This window comes from Pseudoflavonifractor sp. AF19-9AC (assembly GCF_003478995.1).
Taxonomy (GTDB): Bacteria; Bacillota; Clostridia; order Oscillospirales; family Oscillospiraceae; genus Lawsonibacter.
On record NZ_QUGI01000010.1, the window covers coordinates 47,788 to 69,264 of the forward strand.

The window sequence follows — 21,477 nt, forward strand, 5'->3', positions numbered from 1 at the left end:
CCCGGAGTTGGGTCTGTGTCAGGTGCTTGGGGTGCGGGTCTTAGCTGACCACGACGCCCTCCACATTGTAGTTCATGCTGCCCTTGATGACGCTGTCATCCACGCTGGCACCACCGGCGGGAACGATGACGTTGCCCGCGGTATCCTTCAGATCGGCGTCCACCTGCTCCACGTTGACGGTGCCGTCCTCGTTGACGGTGATGTTCAGCTTCACGCCGGAGAACACGTCCCACTCGCCGGAGACGATGAGCTCAGTGACGGCGTCCACAGCAGCCTGGGTGCCGGGAGCGGCAACGGCCTCGTTGATGGGGCTGATGTCCACCATGCCCTCGGCCAGGCCGGCGTAGTAGGCCTCACCCATGGTCTCCATGAAGTGCTCCTTGCCCTGCATGGCGGCCTCAATGGCGGCCTGGTAGTACACATCCCAGTGCCAGATGGCGGCAGTGATGTGGGCGTCGGGGGCCTGCTCGGTCATGTCGGAGTTGTAGCCGCAGCCGAACACGCCGGACTCCTGGGCGGCCAGCTGGGGCTGGGCGGAGTCACAGTGCTGGGCGATCACGCCGCAGCCGGCGTCGATGAGGGCCTGAGCGGTCTGACGCTCCAGGGTCTCGTCGCCCCAGGTGTCCAGGGTCTTCACGGTGACGGTGGCGTTGGGGTTAACAGCCAGAGCGCCCAGGGTGAAGGCGTTGATGCCGGAGCAGGTCTCAGCATAGTCCAGGTTGTAGGCGGCCACATAGCCCAGGGAGTTGTTGCCGGTCTCCAGGCTCTTCAGGCCGGCGGCGATGCCGGTGAGGTAACGGGCCTGGTAGATGCGGCCGAAGTAGTTGTTGAAGTTGTCGGGGTTGCTCAGGTAGCCGGTAGCGTGAGTGAAGATGATGTCGGAGTACTCAGGCTTGGCGGCGGCGGCATCCATGGCGTTCAGGTAGCCGAAGGAGATGCCGATGATCAGCTGGCAGCCCTGGCTGGCCAGAGTGTCGATGGCGTTGGACACCTCGGTGTCGTTCTCAGGCACCTGGTCCACGATGAGCAGCTGGGTAGCAGGATCCATGCCCAGGTTCTCCATGGCGGTGGTGATGCCCTTGTGGTGCTGATAGGTGTAGCCAGCGGTGTCGTTCTGGCCGTTGATATAGATGGCGCCCACCTTGAAATCGGTGTTGCTGGCGGTCTGGCTGCCGCTGGCAGAGCTGCTGGAGCCGGTGTTGGAGCCGGCGCTGCTGCTGGAGCTGTTGCTGCCGCAGGCGGCCAGAGACAGGGTCATGGCCACGGCCAGAGCCATGGCAAGAAACTTCTTCATTTCTCGTTGTCCTCCTTACAAAGTTTGCATGTCTTTCCTTCTATCTATTAAAACCGTTTTTCCCGGTTTTAACCACATTTCTCGTGGACTCAGTCCACAAACTCCACGCCAGTCTCTTCATTCATGGACTTAATCCGGGCCAGAGATTTCCCACAGCCGGGCTTCCCCGTCTGTGGGGACCCGTTCTTTTCAATCCTCGGGCGGAAGTGAATTCCGCCCTCCGGAATCCTTCGGGCTCTGCCCGTCGGATTTACGGCCTGCCGGCCGCCCCATCTCCCGATGGGGCCCCGTGGAATCCCTGGCAGGAAGCGGTGTTCTTTCTTATTCCTCTACAAACTCCACGCCGGTCTCTTCATTCATGGACTTAATCCGGGCCAGGGATTCCACCCGGATACCCTGGGCGCGCAGACGGTCCCCGCCGGGCTGAAAGGCCTTCTCAATGACGATGCCCGCGCCGGCCAACTGCGCTCCGGACTGGTGCACCAGGTCGATGAGTCCCTCCAGAGCCGCGCCGTTGGCCAGGAAATCGTCGATAATCAGCACCTTGTCCTCCGGGCCCAGGAATTTCTTGGACACGATGACGTCGTAGATGCGGCCGTGGGTGAAGGACTCCACCTTGGTGGAGTACACCGCCCCGTCAATGTTCTTGGACTGGCTCTTCTTGGCGAAAATCACCGGACAGTGAAAAAACTGCGCCGTGACACAAGCGATCCCGATGCCAGAGGCCTCGATGGTCAAAATCTTGTTCACGCCGCAGTCCGCAAACCGGCGCAGAAACTCCTTGCCGATCTCCGCAAAGAGCTCCACATCCATCTGATGATTGAGAAAACTGTCTACCTTCAGCACATCGGTGCCCTTCACCGTGCCGTCGGTACGAATGCGCTGCTTCAGAAGCTCCATGCCGCTCTCTCCGCCTTTCTGAAGAAAATGACAGTGGCCCGGAAATACGGGCCACGCAGTTTATGTCGATACGTTACCATTTTACAGGAAATCCCCCGTTTCTGCAATCCTTTTTTCAAAATTCTTTCCAGCATCCCACACAAATTTTTCTTCCTCTCCACGTCTGCAGAATAGCAGACTGCCGCATCGAATTCCCAATTCCAAGGAAAAGACTCGTCCTCTGCTCCTCCAAATTCTAATGGGATTTTTTCATTGATAAAAGTAATGGACGTGTCTTATTAGGATGTAAAACGCTTTCGGAGAATTTCACCTGGGAGCAGGACGGGAAATGGGGATATTTCGCTTCCGAGCGAGTGACTTTCTGTGCAGACAGAAAGTCACCAAAGAACTGTCTAGGGGAAGGGGGATTTCGACTTCCCCCTTCCCCTAGATACCCCATCCCCTTAAAACGACCAATCTCGTCCTCGCGGACTACATATCATTCGCCTCGCCCTTAAAAGGGCAAGGCTCACTCATTTCGTCGCTCGGTCCCTATCCCCTCTGTCCCTTTGGGACATCTCCCCTTGATAAGGGGAGTCAGCCTCTCCCAATGGAACCCGCTTCGCTGGGCTTCCATTGGGTCCCCACTTCGGTCCTCCCTATTGGATGTACCCCCAAGGGCTGATGGTGCCCTGAAAGGTTTCGCAACAAACTGGCGGAGCAGACAACCCAACGCGCTGCCGGGTGCAACACTGGAAGGCGTATTCACTTTACAGCACGTTTCCGGTAATTCCACCATGTCCCGGCAGCATGAGCATCCACCCGAGCCCTCCCGCGAAAGCGGAAAGTTAGGCGCGTCGTCTCTTATAGAAGCAAGCGGTCAACGCCGGGCCGGTCTGGGACCGGCCCCTACCAAATCAGCACCTCAAAATAAAATCCGGCAGGAGCGACGAAAACGGTCACTCCTGCCGGTTTCTTTTCTTACGGGCGCAGAGGCGAAGCGAAGCTTCGCAGAAAGTTCTTTGCCAAGCTTTCTTTCAAGAAAGCGGTCTCCTACTCCACGGTTTTCAGGGACTCCACCATGTCCAGCTTTTTCAGCTTCCGGTGGGCGGCCAGATTGACCAGCAGGGAGAACACCACCGTCAGGGCCACCGCCCAGGCGTAGCTCTTCCACTGCAGCACCCGGCCAAACATGAGCAGATCAATCTCCACCGTGAGAATGAGCCACTGGTGCAGGGCCTTACCCATGAGCATGCCCAACGCCACACCGAACACCGTGAGAATCACATTCTCCCGGTAGATATAGGCGGACAGCTCCCGGTCATAGAAGCCCAGCACCTTTAGGGTGGCCATCTCCCGCATGCGTTCGGTGATGTTGATGTTGGTAAGGTTGTAGAGCACCACAAAGGCCAGGGCTGCGGCGCACACAATAATCAGAATCACCGCGTAGTCCACGCTCTCCAGGCTGGAGGAGAAGGTGCGCCGGGTGTCCTCGTTGAGGGACACCGTGGTCACTCCGTCCAGGGCCACCAGGTCGGAGGCCAGCTGGTCCGCTCCCTCCGCCTCCGGATCGTAATCCACCAGCACCACGTTGTCCTCCGGCGCCTGGCCGAAGAGGGTCTGGTAATTGGCATCCGTGAGGTAGACGCTGTGCTGGATGTAGTGCTCGGTGATGTCGGCCACCCGGGCGGTCACCGTCTTGTCCCCCTCCAGGGTGATGGTGTCCCCCACCTCCACGTCCAGCAGCTTGGCCAGCTTCTCGGTGAGCACCACCCCGTCGTCAGGCAGCGTCACCGGCTCTGAGCTGGTGCGGTGGCGCAGGTTCACAAAGCGCTCCAGCTCCTCCTGGTTGGCGGTGGTCTGGAGAGTAGCGTCAATGCTGTAGGCGTCGGTGCGGGCGGTCACGGTCTCAGAGCGGCAGGGGGCAAAGTCCGTCACCAGACCGCTGCCCTCCAGCAGCTCCTCCACCCCCCGCAGCTCCCCGGTAGTCACCTTGTCCACCAGGCCCACCTGGGCGGTGTAGCGGTAAATTTCGTCGTACTGGGTGTCCATAATATCCAGAATGGAGTCCCGCAGGCCGAAGGCCGTGACAATGAGGGCCGCGCAGCCGCCGATGCCCGCCACCGTCATCCAGAATCGCTTCTGGTACCGGAAGAGGTTGCGCAGGGTAATTTTATAGTTGAAGGACAGCCGCCTCCACAGGGGGCCTATCCGCTCCAGCAGGATGCGCCGCCCCATGGGCGGGGCCTTGGGCCGCATGAGCTGGGCCGGCACCGCCGCCAGGGTGGAGAAGCAGGCCCCCAGGGCCGCCAGGGTCACCGTTCCCACTGCCGCGCCGCAGGCAAAGAGGGAGGTGGCGGGCTCCAGACTATAATAGATATCGCCGGTGGCGTAGATAATGCCCCAGGCGGTGCAGATAATCCAGGGCAGCAGGGTGAGGCCCACCGCCAGTCCAATGAGGGAACCCAGGGCGCTGGCCAGGAAGCCGTAGCCCACATATTTCACGGCGATGGCCCCCTTGGAGTAGCCCAGGGCCTTCAGTCCGCCGATGGTCACCCGCTGCTCCTCCACCATGCGGGTCATGGTGGTGAGGCACACCAGGGCCGCCACCAGGAAGAAAATCAGGGGGAAGACGCTGGCCAGGTTGCCCATGCGGTCGGCATCCATGGAGTAGCTCACATAGCCGGCGTTGGTGTTCCGGTCCAGCACGTACCAGGTGCACTCCTCAATGCTCTCCACATCCCGGCGGGCCTTGTCCAGCTCCTCCTGGGCGTCGCCAATCTTCTCGTCGGCCTCCGCCTTGCCCTCCAGATACTCCTGGTAGCCTTCCTCATACTCGGCTTCGCCGTCCCGCAACTCCGCCAGGGCGTCGTCCAGCTTGGCTCCGGCCTCCTGGAGCTCCGCCTCCGCGTCCGCCTTCTCCTGGGCCAGGGTGTCCCGGGCCTCCTGGAGCTCTACCAGACCGTCGGCGTACTCCTGCTCCCCTTCCTCATAGTCCTTGAGGCCCTGGGCATAGTCCGCCTCGCCCTCCTGGAGCTGGGCCAGCGCGTCCTCCAGCTGGAACTGGGCGTCGTCCAGCTCGTACTTGCCCGTCATCATCTCCAGCTTGCCGGTCTCCAGCTCCTTTTTGGCCTCCTCCAGCTCCTCCTTGGCCTCATCCAGCTGCTTTTTGGCGTCCTGCAGCTTCGCCTGGCCCCAGCGGTAATCCGCCCAGCCGCTGTCCAGCGCGGCGCGGCCCGCCTCCAGCTGGGCCTGGGCCGCCAGCAGCGCCTTGCTGTCGGCGGGGAGGGATGCCTTCTGGGTCTCCAGGGTCTTGATCTGAGCCTCCAGCTGGGCAATTCCGGCCTCCAGCTCCGGGAGCTTCTCCTGGCCCTCGGCCAGGGCCCCCTCCAGAGCGGCCAGCTGGGCCTCCAGCTCTGCGGTGTCCTCTCCCGCCGCCTGGGCCGCCGCGATGGCCTGCTTCACCTGTTCAATCTGGGCGGGCAGGGCATTGATCTCCTCCTGCTGGCTCTTGAGCCCGGACAGCTGGCGCTTGGCCTCTGCCAGACCCTCCTCCAGCTTACCAATGGAGGCCTGGAGGGTGGCGTCCACCAGGTCGGTGACCCGGAAGGTGCCGGAGCCGCCGCCGGTCTCCCCTTCTGTCCGCAAGGCGGGCGTCTGGGTCCCAAGGGCCAGAGCCGCCGCCTGTGTGCCGGTTGTTCCCTCTGCCGGAGGGGTGGTACCCTCTGTCCCCTCCTGGCCGCCGGTTTCTGCTCCCTCCCCATTGCCGGGGTCGGTTCCCCCCTCCGGGGGATCCACCGGGTCTGTGGCCCCGCCGCCCTCTCCGGGATCGGGGTCAGGGTCGGGCTTGGGATTGGCTGCCTCCTGTTTCAGGGCGGCGATGAGCTCCTCCCGGGTGAGGGTTACCCCCTGCTCTTTCAGGGGCGCCAGAATGTTGTCCAGCAGGGTGTTGAACTGCTCCAGATTGGCGGAGTACACGCTCTCCTGCTCGTTGAGGGTCCACAGGGCGGAGCTGAGCTGTCGCTTGCCGTCCTCGTACTCCTTGACCCCCTTCTCGTAGTCTTTCAGGCCGTCTTCATACTTCTTTTTGCCGCCCTCGTACTCTTTCAGGCCCTCCTCGTAGTCCCGGAGGCCCTGGGTGTAGTCGGCGTAGTTGGCGTAGTACTCCTCCCAGCCGTCGTCCAGCTCCTGGCGGGCGTCTGCCAGCTCCTGCTTGGCGTCGTCCAGCTCCTTCCGGGCGTCCTGGAGCTCCTGCTCTTCGTCGGCAATCTCTGCCTCCGCCTCGGCCACCTTGTCGTCCAGCTCCTGGCGGCCCTGGTTATACTCGTCCAGACCGTCGTAGTACTCCCGCCAGCCGTCATCCAGCTCTCTCCGGGCGTCCGCCAGCTCCGCTTCCGCGTCGGAGAGCTCCGCCTCGGCCTCGGCTTTGGCCTCGTCCAGCTCCCCCTGGGCCTCGGACAGCTTCTCATTGGCCTCGTCCAGAATACCCTCCCGGCGGAGCGGGGCCCGCACATCCCCCAGCTGTTCCAGCTGGGTCGTATAGCCCTCCATGAGGTCCTCATAGGCGTCGCTGTAGGTCTCCAGCTCCGCCGTCCCCTCCATCACCAGATAGGCGTCGGTGTAGGAGTCCATGGTAAAGGCCGCCTCCGGCAGCAGCACATAGGCGGACACCTTGCCTGTGCCCAGGGTGGAGCTACCCCGCTCCACGCCGATGTAGAGGGGCGTATCGGCGGTACCCACAATGGTGAAGGTGTTCTGGGCCAGGGCGTCCTTGTAGTCCCCCTCACCGGTGTTCAGGGTGATCTGGTCCCCCAGCTTCAGCCCCGCCTCGGTCATCAGCCGGGGCTCCACCAGGCACTCGTCCGCCGCCTGGGGCAGACGGCCGTCCTTCAGGGCCGGGAGGTTCACATCTTCTGACAAGGATAATGCCTTTACAATATAATCATTGTTCCCCCAGGGCAAAATGGCGTCGATGGTATAGGCCCCCCGGGCGGTCAACACCCCCGGCTCCTCCGCCAGGGCCGCGATGTCCTCCTCCGTCAGTCCCAGGGTGGACACGATGCGCAGGTCCATCAGCTTCTGGCTGTCGAAGTACCGGTCCGCCGACAGCTTCATGTCCGGGGCCGTGGCCCGCAGACCGGCCAGGAAGCAGACCGCCAGGGCAGAGAGGATCATCAGGGAGAGAAAGCGGCTTCGGGTGCGGAGGATTTCCCGCACCGCGTCGGTGAGCAGCCGGTTGGGCGCCCGCTTGACCGTTCGTTTCATACCTGAATCCCCTCCTTATCTCTAAATTTCCGATTGCAGTTTGTTTTAATTTTAATCTTTATCATCATCCGTATTTTATCTGACCACAGCTTTGGCCCGGCAACGTGCTTTGTTTGGGGCACAGAGATGGTCGGTTCGTAAGGATTTCGCCTCCGGGCGAGTGACTTTCTGTGCAGACAGAAAGTCACCAAAGAACTGTCAAAGGTGGGAGGGATTTCGATCTCCCTCCCCCCTTTGAAATCCCCCCTCCTTAAAACGACCAATCAGGGGGGACTGCGGTCCCCCCTATTGGATGTACCCCCCGGGGGCTGGCGGTGCCCTGAAAGGTCCAGCGAACAACCAGCGGAGCAGGTGACGAAACCCATAGCCGGGTGCGGCACCGGAACGCGGGGGGCACCGCACCGTTCCGGCAATCCCGCGCACGTCCCGGCGACGGAGCCGTCCACCTGAGCCCTCCCGCGAGGGCAGAAAGTTAGGCGCGATGTCCCTTGTAGAAGCAGGTGGTCATTCAACCGCTTCTTAGCGGCAGCGGTTGGCGCTTAGACACCCATTCTGGGCTTTTCCCGCGCCGATAAGGTATTTCAAACCTTCTTGATGGCTCCCCCGTAGAATAAATGGGGGTCCGGGGCGAATGCGACATAAAAACACGGAGTGTTTTTCCAGGCGCATTCCCCCGGCGGTTTTTTGGTTCCTTTTGCACCGCTGCAAAAGGAACTCGCCCAATGGGCGAAACGAGCCTCCCGCTCGCAGGTACTACCAAACTGAAGCCCAGCGCAGCGGGTTCAGTTTGGAGAGGAGGTACAACGATATGCAGTTTGTACCGACGCGCCGACGCGGGCAAAGTAGGTCGCCCCGCAGGGTGAAACCATCCCCACCCCGCCCGCAGACGAAACATCTTTAAACCATCCAATGAATGATCTCCATCCCCTCGGAGTTACCACTCAATCTGCTCCACGGGAATTGGCCTCTCATTCCGCTCAATCCGGTCCACACGTCCATTTTTCACATGGATGACCTGATCGGCCATGGGGGCAATGGCGCTGTTGTGGGTAATAACCACCACAGTCATCCCCTCCTGACGGCAGGTGTCCTGGAGCAGCTTCAAAATAGACTTGCCTGTCACATAGTCCAGCGCGCCGGTGGGCTCGTCACACAGCAGCAGCTTGGGGTTCTTGGCCAACGCCCGGGCGATGGCCACCCGCTGCTGCTCGCCGCCGGAGAGCTGGGCCGGAAAGTTGTTGAGTCGGTCCCCCAGCCCCACCTTCTCCAGCACCTGCTGGGCAGGCAGGGGGTGCTTGCAGATCTGGGCAGCCAGCTCCACGTTTTCCAGAGCGGTGAGGTTCTGCACCAGGTTATAAAACTGAAACACAAAACCGATGTCATAGCGGCGGTAGGTGGTGAGCTGACGGCTGTTGTAGCCGCTGACCAGCTGTCCATCCACAGTGATGGTCCCCTCGTCACAGGCGTCCATCCCCCCCAGAATGTTCAAAACCGTGGTCTTGCCCGCGCCGGAGGGACCCACAATGACCGCAAACTCCCCCTTCTCAATGGTGAAGGTGATGTCGTTCACCGCCGTGATGGTCACCTCGCCCATTTTGTACCGCTTGACCACGTGCTCCAGTGCAATGTATGCCATATCCATCCTCCTGTCCGTTACAAAACAGGTGTTGATTATTTTGCCTTTGTTTTATATTATAGTTGTGAGCAGACCAGACTCAAGGGGCAAATCCCCTCCGTCTGTCTGAAATCCAACAGCTATCCCGGTTTTGTTCAGTATCTCCGGTTAAGTTTCTGTGAATTTTTTGAAAGGAGGTCTCCCCATGTCATTCACGTCTCCCCCCTCTCCCGCTGCCGCCCAGGACCAGGACCGCCGGGTCCGCCGCACCAAGGCACGCCTCCGTCAGGCCCTCACCCAGCTGCTGAGGGAAAAGGACCTGCGCTCCATCACCGTCCGGGAGCTCACCGACCGGGCCGATGTGAACCGGGGCACCTTCTACGCCCACTACAAGGACATCTACGACATGCTGGAACAGTACGAAAACCAGCTCTTTGATTCCCTGGGGGACCTGCTCTCCGGCTACACCCCCCAGCAGCTCCAGGGGGACCTCTCCCCCGTGCTGGAGAAGGTCTTCCTCTTTGTGGAGGACAACCGCGACCTCATCCCCATCCTCCTCACCGGCCAGGCCAAGGACCCCTTCTTCCAGCGGCTCTATGCCGTCATCCGGGAGAAGTGCGCCGGGGACTGGCGGGGCGCCTACTCCGTGGGAGAGGAGGACCCCTCCTCCGCCTACGCCCTGGAGTTCGTGGTCTGCGGCACGGTGGGACTGGTTCAGTCCTGGATGCGCAACGGCCTCCAGCCCCCCGCCAGCGAGATGGCCGTCTTTACCGGACGGCTCATTCAGCAGGGCCTCACCTCCCTGTGATTCCTTTGTTTCCCGCTGTTTCCCGCTTTCTTGAAAGAAAGCGGGGCAAAGAACTTTGTGGGAAGCTACGCTTCCCCTCGCTCCTCGTTTTCCGGTTGGTTGTCCGGGATTTATCTTGGATGGAGACACATAGTGGGCGGCCCTTAAGGCCGCCCACTATTTTCAGATTTTGCCGCAGGCAGAAGAGACCAGCTTCCTTCCCGCAGAGAAAAACCGGGCGGAGCGCGCTGCGCTCCGCCCGGTTTTTACACACAGGTTATTTCAGCACGGCCTTGGACCGGGCTTCCTTCTTGTCCTCCAGCTTGGAGACAATGATGGCACAGGCGGCGTCGCCGGTGATGTTCACCGTGGTACGGCCCATGTCGAAAATGCGGTCGATGCCCGCCACCAGAGCGATGCCCTCCACGGGGACGTTGACGCTCTGGAGCACCATGGCCAGCATGACCATGCCCGCGCCGGGCACACCGGCGGTGCCGATGGAGGCCAGGGTGGCGGTGAGGACGATGGTGACCATCTGACCCACGGTCAGGTCGATGCCGTAGGCGGTGGCGATAAACACAGCGCACACGCCCTGATAGATGGCGGTGCCGTCCATGTTGATGGTGGCGCCCAGGGGCAGCACGAAGGAGGTAATCTCACGCCGGGCGCCCAGCCGCTCGGAGCACTCCATGTTGAAGGGCAGCGTGCCCACCGAGGAGGCGGAGGAGAAGGCCATCATCATAGCCGGGGCCATGCCCTTGAAGAAAGCCAGGGGGGACAGGCCGCCCAGCAGCTTGACGGTGGAGGAATAGACCAGCAGGGCGTGGATGATATAGCCCACATAGGCCACTACCAGCACCGCTACCAGGTCCCGCAGGATCTTGGGGCCATTCTCGGCCACCACCGGGCAGATGAGGCAGGCCACGCCGATGGGAGAGAGCTTGATGATGAGGTCCATGATCTTCATAAAGACCTCGTTGAAGCTGTCAATGACCTGAGCGGCCACCAGACCCCGCTCCCCCGCCAGCATCACGCCGAAGCCCAGCAGCAGGGAGATGACGATCACCTGGAGCATAGTGGCGTTGGCCAGAGGCTGCACCGCGTTGGAGGGGAAGATGTTCACAATGGTGGTCATAATGCTCTGGCCCTCCGGGGGCGTGTACTCCAGACCGGTGGTTTTCAGGGCCGCAAACAGACCCGCACCCTTGGCCACCGAGGCCAGAATCAGAGCCAGCACCACGGCAAAGGCGGTGGTGCACATGTAATAGACCACGGTCTTGCCGCCTACCGCACTTACCTTGCTGACGTCCTGCATGGAAATGACACCCGAGGCAATGGAAAACAGCACAATGGGCACCACCACGAACTTCAGCAGGTTCAGGAAGATGTCGCCCCAGGGCTTGATGTAACCCAGGGCAAAGTCCTTGCCTGCCATGCCGCCCACGTTGGCGTTCATCAGCAGCAGGCCCGCCACAATGCCCACGACCAGACCCACAAAGATCCACAGAGCCAGCGGCAGCTTCTTCTTATTCATAAAATCTCTCCTTCCTTGCTCCGGGTCCCTCAGGACCAGGCTTGCAGGACGGCGTCCGGCCATCCTCCCCCCCGGGCACACCCGGGGCTTTTCTCCGTTCCATCTCTGCCGCTATTATACTATGCCCGCCGGGCCTTTTACAAGCCAATTTGCAACTTTCTTTTTTTCATCATTCAAAATCCGCCCCCGCTTCCTTTTTTCAGCCCAGCCCCCCCTCCCGGGAAATATTTTTCAGCGGTCCCGCATTTCGACCTTTTATTTTCCATAATATGGTAAACTATGGATGAGATTACACCGCTGGATAAGGGGGCCGGGATCATGCTGGGCATGACCAGAAAAGGGATCTATGAGACGGGAAAGGTGCTGTTTCTGCCGGTGGACGCCATCGTGCCCAACCCGGACCAGCCCCGGAAGCGCTTCTCTCAGGCGGAGCTGGAGGAGCTGGCCGGGTCTATTCAGGCCTTGGGGGTGCTGCAGCCCCTGACCGTACGCCGCCGAAGCGGCGGATGGGAGCTGGTGGCCGGGGAGCGGCGGCTGCGGGCCGCCCGGCTGGCGGGGCTCTCCCAGGTGCCCTGTCTGTCCATCCAGACTGACAGCCAGTCCTCCTCCCTGCTGGCCCTGGTGGAGAACCTCCAGCGGAAGGATTTGGACTTCTGGGAGGAGGCCAAGGCCCTCCGCCGCCTCATTGACACCTATTCTCTCTCTCAGGAGGAGGTGGCCCGGCGCATTGGCAAGAGCCAGTCCGCCGTGGCCAACAAGCTGCGGCTCTTGAAGCTGCCCGAAGGGGTTCTGGAACAAATGTGCCAGTCTGGCTGCACCGAGCGCCACGCCCGGGCCCTGCTGCGGCTGGAGGAACCCCAGGACCAGGTTCAGGCCGCCGCACAGGTGGTGGAACGACACCTGACCGTGGCCCAGACGGAGGCCCTGGTGGAGTCCATGGTGGCCCGGCAGCAGACTGCCCGCAAGAAGCCCACCTTTCTCATTCGGGACGTGCGGCTCTTTCTCAACACCATTACCAGGAGCCTGGACCTGATGCGGTCGGCAGGGGTGGACGCCCAGTGCCGCCGCACCGACACCGATCAGGAGATTCTGCTGACCATCCATATTCCCCGGCGACCCGGTTGAGCTTACCTCCCCTTCCTGCTCCCCGTCTGCGCTTCGGCGTGGGCGGGGATTTGTTTTTTGGATGGGATGTTTCACGTGAAACACGTCCTCGCGGACTGCATATCCTTCGCCTCGCCCTGTAAGGGCAAGGGTCACTCATTTCGTCGCTCGTCCTTTCCAAACCGGACCCACATTCGTTGGGCTCCGGTTTGGTATCGCCTGCGGGCGAATTTGGGATAGTTTCGCCCTGCGGGGCGACCTACTTTGCCCATGTCGGCAAAGTAGGCAAAACGCCACCCGGGGATGGCGTCTGGAAAAACACTCCGTGTTTTTATGCCGCCTCCCCCGGACCCCCTGATATGTTTACGGGGGAGCCACCAAGAAGGTGGAAAAATCCAACCGGCGCAGGAAAAGCCCAGGATGCGTGTCTATGCGCCAACCGCTGCCGCTAAGAGGTGGTTGAATTGCCTCCTGCTCCTACAAGATACAACGCGCCTAACTTTTGCCATCGCGGAAGGGCTCAGGTGGGCGGCTCCGTTACCAGGACGTGGGCGGTATTAGTGAAAACGCGCCGTAAGACGCACCGCGTTCCGGTGCCATACCCGGCTGCAGGTTCTGTTATCTGCTCCGGTGGTCGGCCGCTGGTTCTTTCAGGGCATTGCTAGCCCCCGGGGGGTACATCCAATAGGGGGGGCGCAGTGTGAACCCAATGGAAGCCCAGCGTAGCGGGTTCCATTGGGAGAGGACGAGCGACGGAATGAATGAGCCTTGTCCTTTAGGGCAAGGCGAATGATATGACGTCCGCGAGGACGAGGTTGGTCGTTTTAAGGAGTGGGGATTTCAAAGGGGAGAGGAAAATCGAAATCCCTCTCCCCTTTGACGGTTCTTTGGTGACTTTCTGTCCGCACAGAAAGTCACTCGCCCGCAGGCGAAACATCCCCCAACCCCCGTCCCGCCCGCGACGAAACGATCCCCAAAGAGCCAACCATACCTTATATAAAATAGAATCTTTCCTTTGCCCATGTTAAAAACGTAAAAACCGGGGCAAAACAGTTGAAAAGCCCTCCTGCGATTGTTATAATGAAATTCTGCAAACAGCCCGCGTCAGCGGGTGAACCCAATTTCCCACAGGAGGCGCCTATGGCCAGAATCATTGCTGTTGTCAACCAAAAAGGCGGCGTTGGTAAAACCACCACCACCGTGAACCTCTCCGCGGCCCTCCACGACGCGGGCAAGCGGGTCCTGCTGTGTGACTTTGACCCTCAGGCCAATGCCACCTCCGGCATGGGTGTGGACAAAAACACCGCCTCCCCCAACGTCTACGACGTGCTCATCAACGGTGCGGAGCCCCAGCGGGCGGTGCAGAACACCAAGTACGGCGATGTTCTCCCCTCCAACAAGGCCCTGGCCGGCGCGGGCATTGAGATGATTGGCATTCCCGACCGGGAAAACCTGCTGAAAAAGGCTCTGGGCGCCCTGTCCGACCAGTATGACTACATCTTCATCGACTGCCCCCCCTCCCTGGAGCTGCTCACCGTCAACGCCCTGTGCGCGGCGGACTCCCTGCTGGTGCCCGTCCAGTGCGAGTATTACGCTCTGGAAGGTCTCAGCGACCTGTTGGCCACAGTGCGGCTGGTGAAGCGGGGACTCAACCCCCGGCTGGCTCTGGAGGGCGTGCTGCTGACCATGTTTGACAGCCGCACCAACCTGTCCTTACAGGTGGCCGAGGAGGTCAAGCGCCATTTCCCCGGTCAGGTGTACGCCACCGTCATCCCCCGCAACGTCCGCCTTTCCGAGGCGCCTAGCCACGGCAAGCCCATCACCGCCTACGACCCCTACTCCAGGGGCTGTGAGGCCTACACCGCCCTGGCGCAGGAGATGATCGCCATTCACGGGAAGGGATAAGCTGTTTTCGGCTCATATTTGTCCGACCGGCGATATTAGAAACCAGTGCGGAAGGATTTCGCCTGCGGGCGACCTACTTTGCCCGCGTCGGCAAAGTAGGCAAAACGCCGCCGGGGAACGGCGTCTGGAAAAACACTCCGTGTTTTTATGCCGCCTCCCCCGGACCCCCCTGTTTTTCTACGGGAGAGCCATCAAGAAGGTGGAACGTACCCGGCCGGCGCAGGAAAAGCCCAGGATTGGTGTCTGTGCGCCAACCGCTGCCGCTCAGTACCGGTTGAATGACCTCCTGCTCCTACAAGAGGTATCGCGCCTAACTTCCTGCCCTCGCGGAAGGGCTCAGGTGGATGCTCCGCCGCCGCTTCCCTCCCCCGTCCGCCCGCAGGCGGCACCAAACCGGAGCCCAGCGAATGCGGGTCCGGTTTGGAAAGGACGAGCGACGGAATGAGCGAGCTCTGCCCACACTTGGGCGGAGCGAGGGATATGCAGTCCGCGAGGACGCGTTTCACGTGAAACATCCCCCCTCCCCTCCACTTTCCGAAAACCCTTGTTATGCACCCATTGGCATACATTTAAAATAGGAGTACTGCAATGGCAAAACGAAACATGGAACTGGGTCTGGGCCGTGGGCTCAACGCCCTGCTGGGCGACCCGGACCTCCAGCCTCAGGGGGAAGGCTCCGTCCTCCTCCCCATTTCCCAGGTTGAACCGGGGCTGAACCAGCCCCGGAAGCGCTTTGACCCCGAGGCCCTGGCCGATTTGGCCGAGTCCATCCGGGTTCACGGCATCATTCAGCCCCTCACCGTCCGGCGGCTGGCCTCCGGCTACTACCAGATCATTGCCGGAGAGCGGCGCTGGCGGGCCGCCAAGGAGGCAGGCCTTGCGGAAGTCCCCGCCGTCATCATTGAGGCGGACGACCGGAAGGTGATGGAGCTGGGCCTCATTGAGAACCTCCAGCGGGAGGACCTGAACCCCGCCGAAGAGGCCCGGGGCTACCAGGTGCTCATGGAGGAGTACGGCCTCACCCAGGAGCAGGTGGCCCAGCAGATGGGCAAGTCCCGCCCCGCCATCGCCAACACCCTCCGTCTTCTGGCCCTGCCCGAGGACATTCTGAAGCTGCTGGAGGAGGAGGCCCTGTCCGCCGGACACGCCCGGGCCATCCTGGCACTCCCCTCCCCCGCTCTCCAGCGCCAGGCGGCCAAGAAGGTCATCGAGGGCCAGCTGTCCGTGCGGCAGACCGAGGCCCTGGTGAAAGCCCTCCAGAAGCAGAAGGCGGACAAGCCCAAGCCCGACGGTCCCGACCTGTCCCTCTATCTGGGGGAGCTGGAGAAGGACCTGTCCGGCCGTCTGGGCCGGAAGGTGAAGATTGCCCACCGGGGCAAAAAAGGCAAAATCGAGCTGGAATACTACAACGACCAGGACCTGGAGGCGCTGCTGGCGCTGCTCCAGACCCTGCATGGGGAAGGAGGTGTCCAGCCGTGAGCGAGGAACAGAAGAATCCCTCTTCCCAGGAGAACCCCTCCCCTGCCCAGGAGAACAAGACGGACAAGCCCCTCACCCCCGGCCAGCAGAAGCGGCGGCAGAAGTCGGTGTTTCAGTATATCGCCATCCTCTTCGGCGCGGCCTTTGTGCTGCTGCTGTTCACCTTTGTGATGGAGCGGCGGCAGTACCAGATGCTCCAGGAGCAGAACGAGGCCCAGATTGACGATTTGCAGCAGTCGGTGAACGCCGTGCAGTCCCTTAACAGTCTCTATGAGGAGAACGCCGCCCTGAAGGAGAAGACCCAGGAGCTGGAGGAGGAAAATCAGGACCTACAGGAGCAGGTGGACCAGCTGGAGCAGCAGGTCTCTGACCTGTCGGTGCAGGCGGAGAAGACCAGCCAGGCTATGGACTGGTTCTGGCAGATTGACGAGGCCTATGTGCGGGGAAAATACACCCTGTGCCGGGAGCTGATGGACAGCCTGGAGGAGGCCGGCCTGAAGGAGGCCCTGCCCCGGGAGAGCGTCACCGACAACGGCCGCTTCTCCCCCTACGACCGCTACCAGGAGATTTACGACGCCCTGTATTGATTGTCCGGGCCCCAGGCCCTGTGATAGAAACCATAAAAATTAAGGAGATAGTACCATGCTGGATATAAAGTTTATCCGGGAGAATCCCGAGGCCGTCAAGGAGAACATCAAGAAGAAGTTCCAGGAGCACAAGCTGCCCCTGGTGGACCAGGTCATCGCCCTGGATGAGGAGAACCGGGCCGCTATGACCGAGGCCAACGAGCTGCGGGCCAGCCGCAACAGCCTCTCCAAGCAGATCGGCATGCTCATGGGCCAGGCCAAGAAGGACCCCTCCAAGCTGGAGGAGGCTGAGGCCGTCAAGGCTCAGGTAAAGGCCAACGCCGACCGTCTCCAGGAGCTGGAGGAGAAGGAGGCCAAGCTGGCCGAGGAGATCCGCCACATCATGCTCCAGATCCCCAACATCATTGACCCCTCCGTGCCCATCGGCCCCGACGACTCCTGCAACGTGGAGGTCCAGCGCTTCGGCGAGCCCGTCATCCCCGACTTTGAGATTCCCTACCACACCCAGATCATGGAGTCCTTCGACGGCATCGACATGGACTCCGCCGGCCGCGTCTCCGGCAACGGCTTCTACTACCTCATGGGCGACATCGCCCGGCTCCACGAGGCCGTGCTGGCCTACGCCCGTGACTTCATGATCGGCAAGGGCTTCACCTTCTGCGTGCCCCCCTTCATGATCCACGGCAACGTGGTGGAGGGCGTCATGTCCCAGACCGAGATGGACGCCATGATGTACAAGATTGAGGGGGAGGATCTCTACCTCATCGGCACCAGCGAGCACTCCATGATCGGCAAGTTCATCGACCAGATCATCCCCGAGGACAAGCTGCCCCAGACCCTCACCTCCTACTCCCCCTGCTTCCGCAAGGAGAAGGGCGCCCACGGCATCGAGGAGCGCGGCGTCTACCGCATCCACCAGTTCGAGAAGCAGGAGATGGTGGTGGTCTGCAAGCCCGAGGACTCTATGAAGTGGTATGAGCAGATGTGGCGCTACTCCGTGGAGCTGTTCCGCTCCCTGGACATCCCCGTCCGCCAGCTGGAGTGCTGCTCCGGCGACCTGGCCGACCTGAAGGTCAAGTCCTGCGACATCGAGGCCTGGTCCCCCCGCCAGCAGAAGTACTTCGAGGTTTGCTCCTGCTCCAACCTGGGCGACGCTCAGGCCCGCCGCCTGAAGATGCGCGTCAAGGGCGAGAAGGGCATGTACCTGCCCCACACCCTGAACAACACCGTGGTGGCTCCTCCCCGTATGCTCATCGCCTTCCTGGAGAACAACCTCCAGGCCGACGGCACTGTGAACATTCCCGCCGTCCTCCGTCCCTACATGGGCGGCCAGGAGAAGCTGGTGCCCAAGCACTAAGTTTTCCACAGGATGTCCACTTTGGGCTCCGCGATAACAAATCGTAATATTTTATCAAAATAATACTCCCGTCTCCAGCCGTTTCCGGCTCCTTGGATCGGTCTCAGGGTCATTTTGCCCTCTGAAAATCGCTCCAGAACGGAATTCGCCCGAAACCCTTGGGGCCCAAGGGTTTCGGGACACGGTTTTTTCCAAGGGAGGCGGGAGCTCCTCCGGCGGTCCAAAAAACCGCTGCAGGAACAAGGAGAACAACATGCGCGCGTTCATTTCCGAATTCAAGACCTTCATCGCCCGAGGCAACGTGCTGGACATGGCGGTGGGCGTCATCATCGGCGGCGCCTTCAAGGCCATCGCCGACTCCCTCACCAACGACATCCTCATGCCCCTGCTGGGCATTCTGGTGGGCCGGGTGTCCTTCGCCGATCTGACCCTCACCCTGGGGGAGGCCCAGATCGCCTACGGCAATTTCCTTGAGGCGGTCCTCAACTTCCTCATCATGGCCTTTGCGGTGTTCTGCATCATCAAGGCAGTCAACCGTTTCCACCGGAAAAAGGCGGAGGCCCCCAAGGCGCCCCCCGCCCCCTCCAACGAGGAGAAGCTGCTCATGGAGATCCGGGACCTGCTGAAGGAGAAGTCCTGACCTCCCCCCTCCCCTGCTCCACAGGGGAACCAAACAAAAAGGAGCGACTATGTCACACCACACCAATCCCCCCGAGGACCGGGAGGAGGAAAAGGGCTACGTCCCCGCCTCCCCGGTGAAGCGCACCCTGGCCTGGATTGCCCTATGTTACGTGCTCATTTTCCTGGCCCTCACCACCTACTACTTCTATACCGGCACCATGCTGGGCAATCTGGCTCCCCTGCTCACCGTGCCCGGCCTTATCGGCCTGGGGGCGCTGGCCCTGGTGAGCTGGCGCTCCACGGGCAACCCCGGGAAGCTGCCCGCTATCCTGCTGGCCCTGACGTGCTGGGTACTGGCCGCCGCCACCCTGCCGGTGGGGCTGGCCGGCCTTATGTCCAATTTCGGAGGCTGAGCCATGGAAGCATTGATCGCCCAGGGGCTGGAGGAGCTGGGGCTCACCGCCCAGGTGCCTGCCCAGGCCCCCGCTCAGCTGGCGGAGTACGGCCGGCTGCTGCTGGAAAAAAATCAGGTGATGAACCTCACCGCCATCCGGGAGGAGGACGGCGTGGCGCGGCTCCACATGCTGGACTGCGCCGCCCTGCTCCGCTATGCCGATTTTCAGGGGAAAACCCTCATTGACGTGGGTACCGGGGCGGGCTTTCCCGGCCTGGCCCTGAAAATTCTGGTGCCCTCCCTGAAGGTCACCCTGCTGGACGCCCTGGGAAAGCGGGTCAACTGGCTCAACGAGGTGGCTCAGCGGCTGGGTCTGGAGGGCGTAGAGGCCATCCACGCCCGGGCCGAGGAGCAGGCCCAGGTAAAGGGCTTCCGGGACAGCTTTGACTTTGCCTCCGCCCGGGCGGTGGCCGATCTGCGGCTTTTGAGCGAGCTGTGCCTCCCCTATGTAAAGGTGGGGGGCCAGTTTCTGGCCATGAAGTCGGTGGAGTCCGGCCCCGAGCTGGAGGGCGCCGCCCACGCCGTGAAGTTTATGGGCGGCCGGGTGCGGGAGACGGTGGACTACACCATCCCCGGCACCGACGTCACCCACCGGGTGGTCCTGGTGGACAAGGTGGCCCCTACGTTAAAGGGCTATCCCCGGCGTTGGGCCAAAATTCAGAAGGAACCCCTGTAAGGGGTTCTCTGCCCAAAGGGGGCAGTTCCAGTTCCTGGCACATACTTCCAGGTTCTGCCGGGGACAGGAAAAACATTCCGAAACCCATTCCCCGCCAATTTTGGTTGAAAATCCAAAATTGTTGGAAGATTTTTTTGCGTATTTGTGACTTTTTTGGCGCTATTTACAAAAAAGCCATTGACGGCCACCAAATTTGTGGTAAACTTTTAGTTGGTAAGTGAGGAGGCTTTTCATGGGTGTAGTAATCACAGTTACCTCCGGAAAGGGAGGGACCGGAAAGACCTCCATCACCGGCGGCGTAGCCGCCTCCCTGGCCCTGATGGGGCGCAGGGTCTTGTGCATTGACATGGACATTGGCCTTCGCAATCTGGACATCTCCCTGGGCCTGAGCGACCGGGCGCTGATGGACTTTACCGACGTGGCCATGGGCTACTGCCCCCTGGCCCGCGCCGCGGTAAACCATCCCGAACTGCCCGGTCTTTCTTTGCTTACCGCGCCCATGTCTCTGCCCAGCGGGCTTACCGCCGGCAAGGTCCGCGCCCTGCTGGACACTGCCCGCAGTCTCTATGACGCCATTCTCATCGACTCCCCCGCCGGTTTGGGTGTAGGGTTCCGCATGGCCGCCTGCGGTGCTGACCGCGCCCTGGTGGTGGCCACCAGCGACGCCTCCTCCCTGCGGGATGCCCAGCGCACGGTGCTGGCTCTGGCGGGGTTGGGGCAGGTCCATCTGGTGATGAACCGCATCCAGCCCAAGCTGCTGCACAAGCTGCGCACCACCATTGACGACGCCATGGATACCGCCGGACTGCCCCTCATGGGTGTGGTCCCCGAGGACCCCAGGGTCATGCTGGCCGCCAACCGGGGCATCCCCCTGGCCACCCTGGAGCGGAAGGGCGCCACCCTGGCCTGCTGGAACATCGCCCAGCGGCTGGAGGGCCGCCAGGTCCCCATTATGCGAATCCGATGAATGTTCCCGGCCTTCGGGCCATAGGTACTTATATAAAGGAGGTAATGCCACCGTGAATATCGCACTGATGAGCCATACCAAGAAACAGGATTTGATGGTTCAGTTCTGCACCGCCTACTGCGGCGTATTGTCCAAGCATACCGTCTGCGCCACCAACGCCACCGGCCGCATGGTTGCCGAGGCCACCGGACTGCCCGTCAGCCTGTTTTTGTCCCATGAACACGGCGGCATTGAGCAGATCGGCCAGCGCATTGTCTACAACGAAATCGACATGGTGCTGTTCTTCAACTCCCCCCTGGACAACGAAATGGACAAGGACATCCTCTACATTTCCCGCCTGTGCGACCAGCACTCCGTCCCCATGGCCACCAACGTGGCCACCGCCGAGCTTCTGATCCACGGCCTGGCCCGGGGCGATCTGGACTGGCGCGAGGTGATGAACCCCAACCGGGTCCCCTTCTCCCTGTGAGGACTTGACTTTTTCCCCTTTTTGGGGTAGCATTAAGTCCATCCACACCGCCGTGACGGCGCATGAGTAGCCCGGTTACCGCCCAACAGAGAGAACCCCCCTCGGCTGAAAGGGGTTTGGGGAAATGGCCCGGAGGAAGACAGCGTCAGCAGCGGGCCCGGAGACGGGTGCGGTCTCCTTCCCGCAACAGAAGGCGAAAGGGGCGCGTGAAGCGCCTGAAATTGGGTGGCACCACGAAGCGTGTTCGCGCTCTCGTCCCAATGATGGGATGAGAGCGCTCTTTTTTTCTCAAGTACCGGGTTGGGATAGAATTGTCTTTGTCCGGTGGACGTTCTCACCAAACAGCTGGGAACAATATCAAAAAGATATTTCGCCCCCGGGCGAGTTCCTTTTGCAGCGGTGCAAAAGGAACCAAAAAACCGCCGGGGGACGGCGTCTGGAAAAACACTCCGTGTTTTTATGCCGCCTCCCCCGGACCCCCTTT

Annotated in this window: 16 protein-coding genes; 11 read left to right on the plus strand and 5 right to left on the minus strand. The window is 61.4% G+C overall.

What is annotated here, in order from left to right; translation table 11 throughout:
- Positions 1–40: 40 nt before the first annotated feature.
- The 4 genes from DWX58_RS14435 to DWX58_RS14450 form a co-directional block, all read right to left on the minus strand.
- Positions 41–1,294: a BMP family ABC transporter substrate-binding protein gene (locus DWX58_RS14435; protein ID WP_118645117.1), complete on the minus strand. Its 1,254-nt coding sequence runs from the start codon at positions 1,292–1,294 to the stop codon at positions 41–43.
- Positions 1,295–1,615: 321 nt separating this feature from the next.
- On the minus strand, positions 1,616–2,194 hold the full coding sequence (locus tag DWX58_RS14440) for a xanthine phosphoribosyltransferase (RefSeq protein ID WP_118645120.1): 579 nt from the start codon (positions 2,192–2,194) through the stop codon (positions 1,616–1,618).
- A 1,032-nt stretch (positions 2,195–3,226) separates the two neighbouring features.
- Positions 3,227–7,438, minus strand: a complete 4,212-nt coding sequence (locus DWX58_RS15945; protein WP_118645123.1) for an FtsX-like permease family protein — start codon at positions 7,436–7,438, stop codon at positions 3,227–3,229.
- 934 nt (positions 7,439–8,372) lie between these two features.
- Positions 8,373–9,074 carry an ABC transporter ATP-binding protein gene (locus DWX58_RS14450; RefSeq protein ID WP_243093538.1) on the minus strand — a complete coding sequence of 234 codons (702 nt, stop codon included), beginning with the start codon at positions 9,072–9,074 and terminating at the stop codon, positions 8,373–8,375.
- Between the two features lie 184 nt (positions 9,075–9,258).
- Here DWX58_RS14450 and DWX58_RS14455 point away from each other — a divergent pair, with 184 nt between their 5' ends.
- Positions 9,259–9,861, plus strand: coding sequence for a TetR/AcrR family transcriptional regulator (locus tag DWX58_RS14455; protein ID WP_118645129.1), 603 nt, complete (start codon positions 9,259–9,261; stop codon positions 9,859–9,861).
- Positions 9,862–10,117: 256 nt separating this feature from the next.
- Here the strand turns inward: DWX58_RS14455 and DWX58_RS14460 are convergent, their stop codons facing one another.
- Positions 10,118–11,374 (minus strand): dicarboxylate/amino acid:cation symporter, encoded by a 1,257-nt coding sequence (locus tag DWX58_RS14460; protein WP_118645132.1) that lies wholly within the window; start codon positions 11,372–11,374, stop codon positions 10,118–10,120.
- A gap of 279 nt (positions 11,375–11,653) precedes the next feature.
- Here DWX58_RS14460 and DWX58_RS14465 point away from each other — a divergent pair, with 279 nt between their 5' ends.
- The 10 genes from DWX58_RS14465 (at position 11,654) to DWX58_RS14510 (ending at position 20,993) form a co-directional block, all read left to right on the plus strand.
- A complete protein-coding gene (locus DWX58_RS14465; RefSeq protein WP_279229873.1) occupies positions 11,654–12,499 on the plus strand; it encodes a ParB/RepB/Spo0J family partition protein in 846 nt (281 codons plus the stop codon).
- Positions 12,500–13,618: 1,119 nt separating this feature from the next.
- Positions 13,619–14,383 carry a ParA family protein gene (locus tag DWX58_RS14470; protein WP_118645138.1) on the plus strand — a complete coding sequence of 255 codons (765 nt, stop codon included), beginning with the start codon at positions 13,619–13,621 and terminating at the stop codon, positions 14,381–14,383.
- A gap of 588 nt (positions 14,384–14,971) precedes the next feature.
- Positions 14,972–15,862, plus strand: a complete 891-nt coding sequence (locus tag DWX58_RS14475; protein ID WP_118645141.1) for a ParB/RepB/Spo0J family partition protein — start codon at positions 14,972–14,974, stop codon at positions 15,860–15,862.
- On the plus strand, positions 15,859–16,449 hold the full coding sequence (locus DWX58_RS14480) for a hypothetical protein (protein WP_118645144.1): 591 nt from the start codon (positions 15,859–15,861) through the stop codon (positions 16,447–16,449). Before DWX58_RS14475 ends, DWX58_RS14480 begins: the two co-directional genes overlap by 4 nt.
- Before the next feature lie 55 nt (positions 16,450–16,504).
- Entirely contained in the window at positions 16,505–17,806 is a 1,302-nt protein-coding gene (gene serS / locus DWX58_RS14485; protein WP_118645147.1) for a serine--tRNA ligase, read from the plus strand.
- Positions 17,807–18,059: 253 nt separating this feature from the next.
- The gene (gene mscL, locus DWX58_RS14490) at positions 18,060–18,446 is read left to right on the plus strand and encodes a large-conductance mechanosensitive channel protein MscL (RefSeq protein WP_118645150.1); all 387 of its coding nucleotides are present in this window, start codon (positions 18,060–18,062) and stop codon (positions 18,444–18,446) included.
- Positions 18,447–18,495: 49 nt separating this feature from the next.
- Positions 18,496–18,840, plus strand: coding sequence for a hypothetical protein (locus DWX58_RS14495; protein ID WP_118645153.1), 345 nt, complete (start codon positions 18,496–18,498; stop codon positions 18,838–18,840).
- A 3-nt stretch (positions 18,841–18,843) separates the two neighbouring features.
- Positions 18,844–19,557: a 16S rRNA (guanine(527)-N(7))-methyltransferase RsmG gene (gene rsmG, locus DWX58_RS14500; protein ID WP_118645156.1), complete on the plus strand. Its 714-nt coding sequence runs from the start codon at positions 18,844–18,846 to the stop codon at positions 19,555–19,557.
- 232 nt (positions 19,558–19,789) lie between these two features.
- A complete protein-coding gene (locus tag DWX58_RS14505; protein ID WP_118645159.1) occupies positions 19,790–20,524 on the plus strand; it encodes an AAA family ATPase in 735 nt (244 codons plus the stop codon).
- Between the two features lie 52 nt (positions 20,525–20,576).
- Complete coding sequence (locus tag DWX58_RS14510; protein ID WP_118645162.1) at positions 20,577–20,993, plus strand: methylglyoxal synthase; 417 nt, start codon at positions 20,577–20,579, stop codon at positions 20,991–20,993.
- Positions 20,994–21,477: the final 484 nt, after the last annotated feature.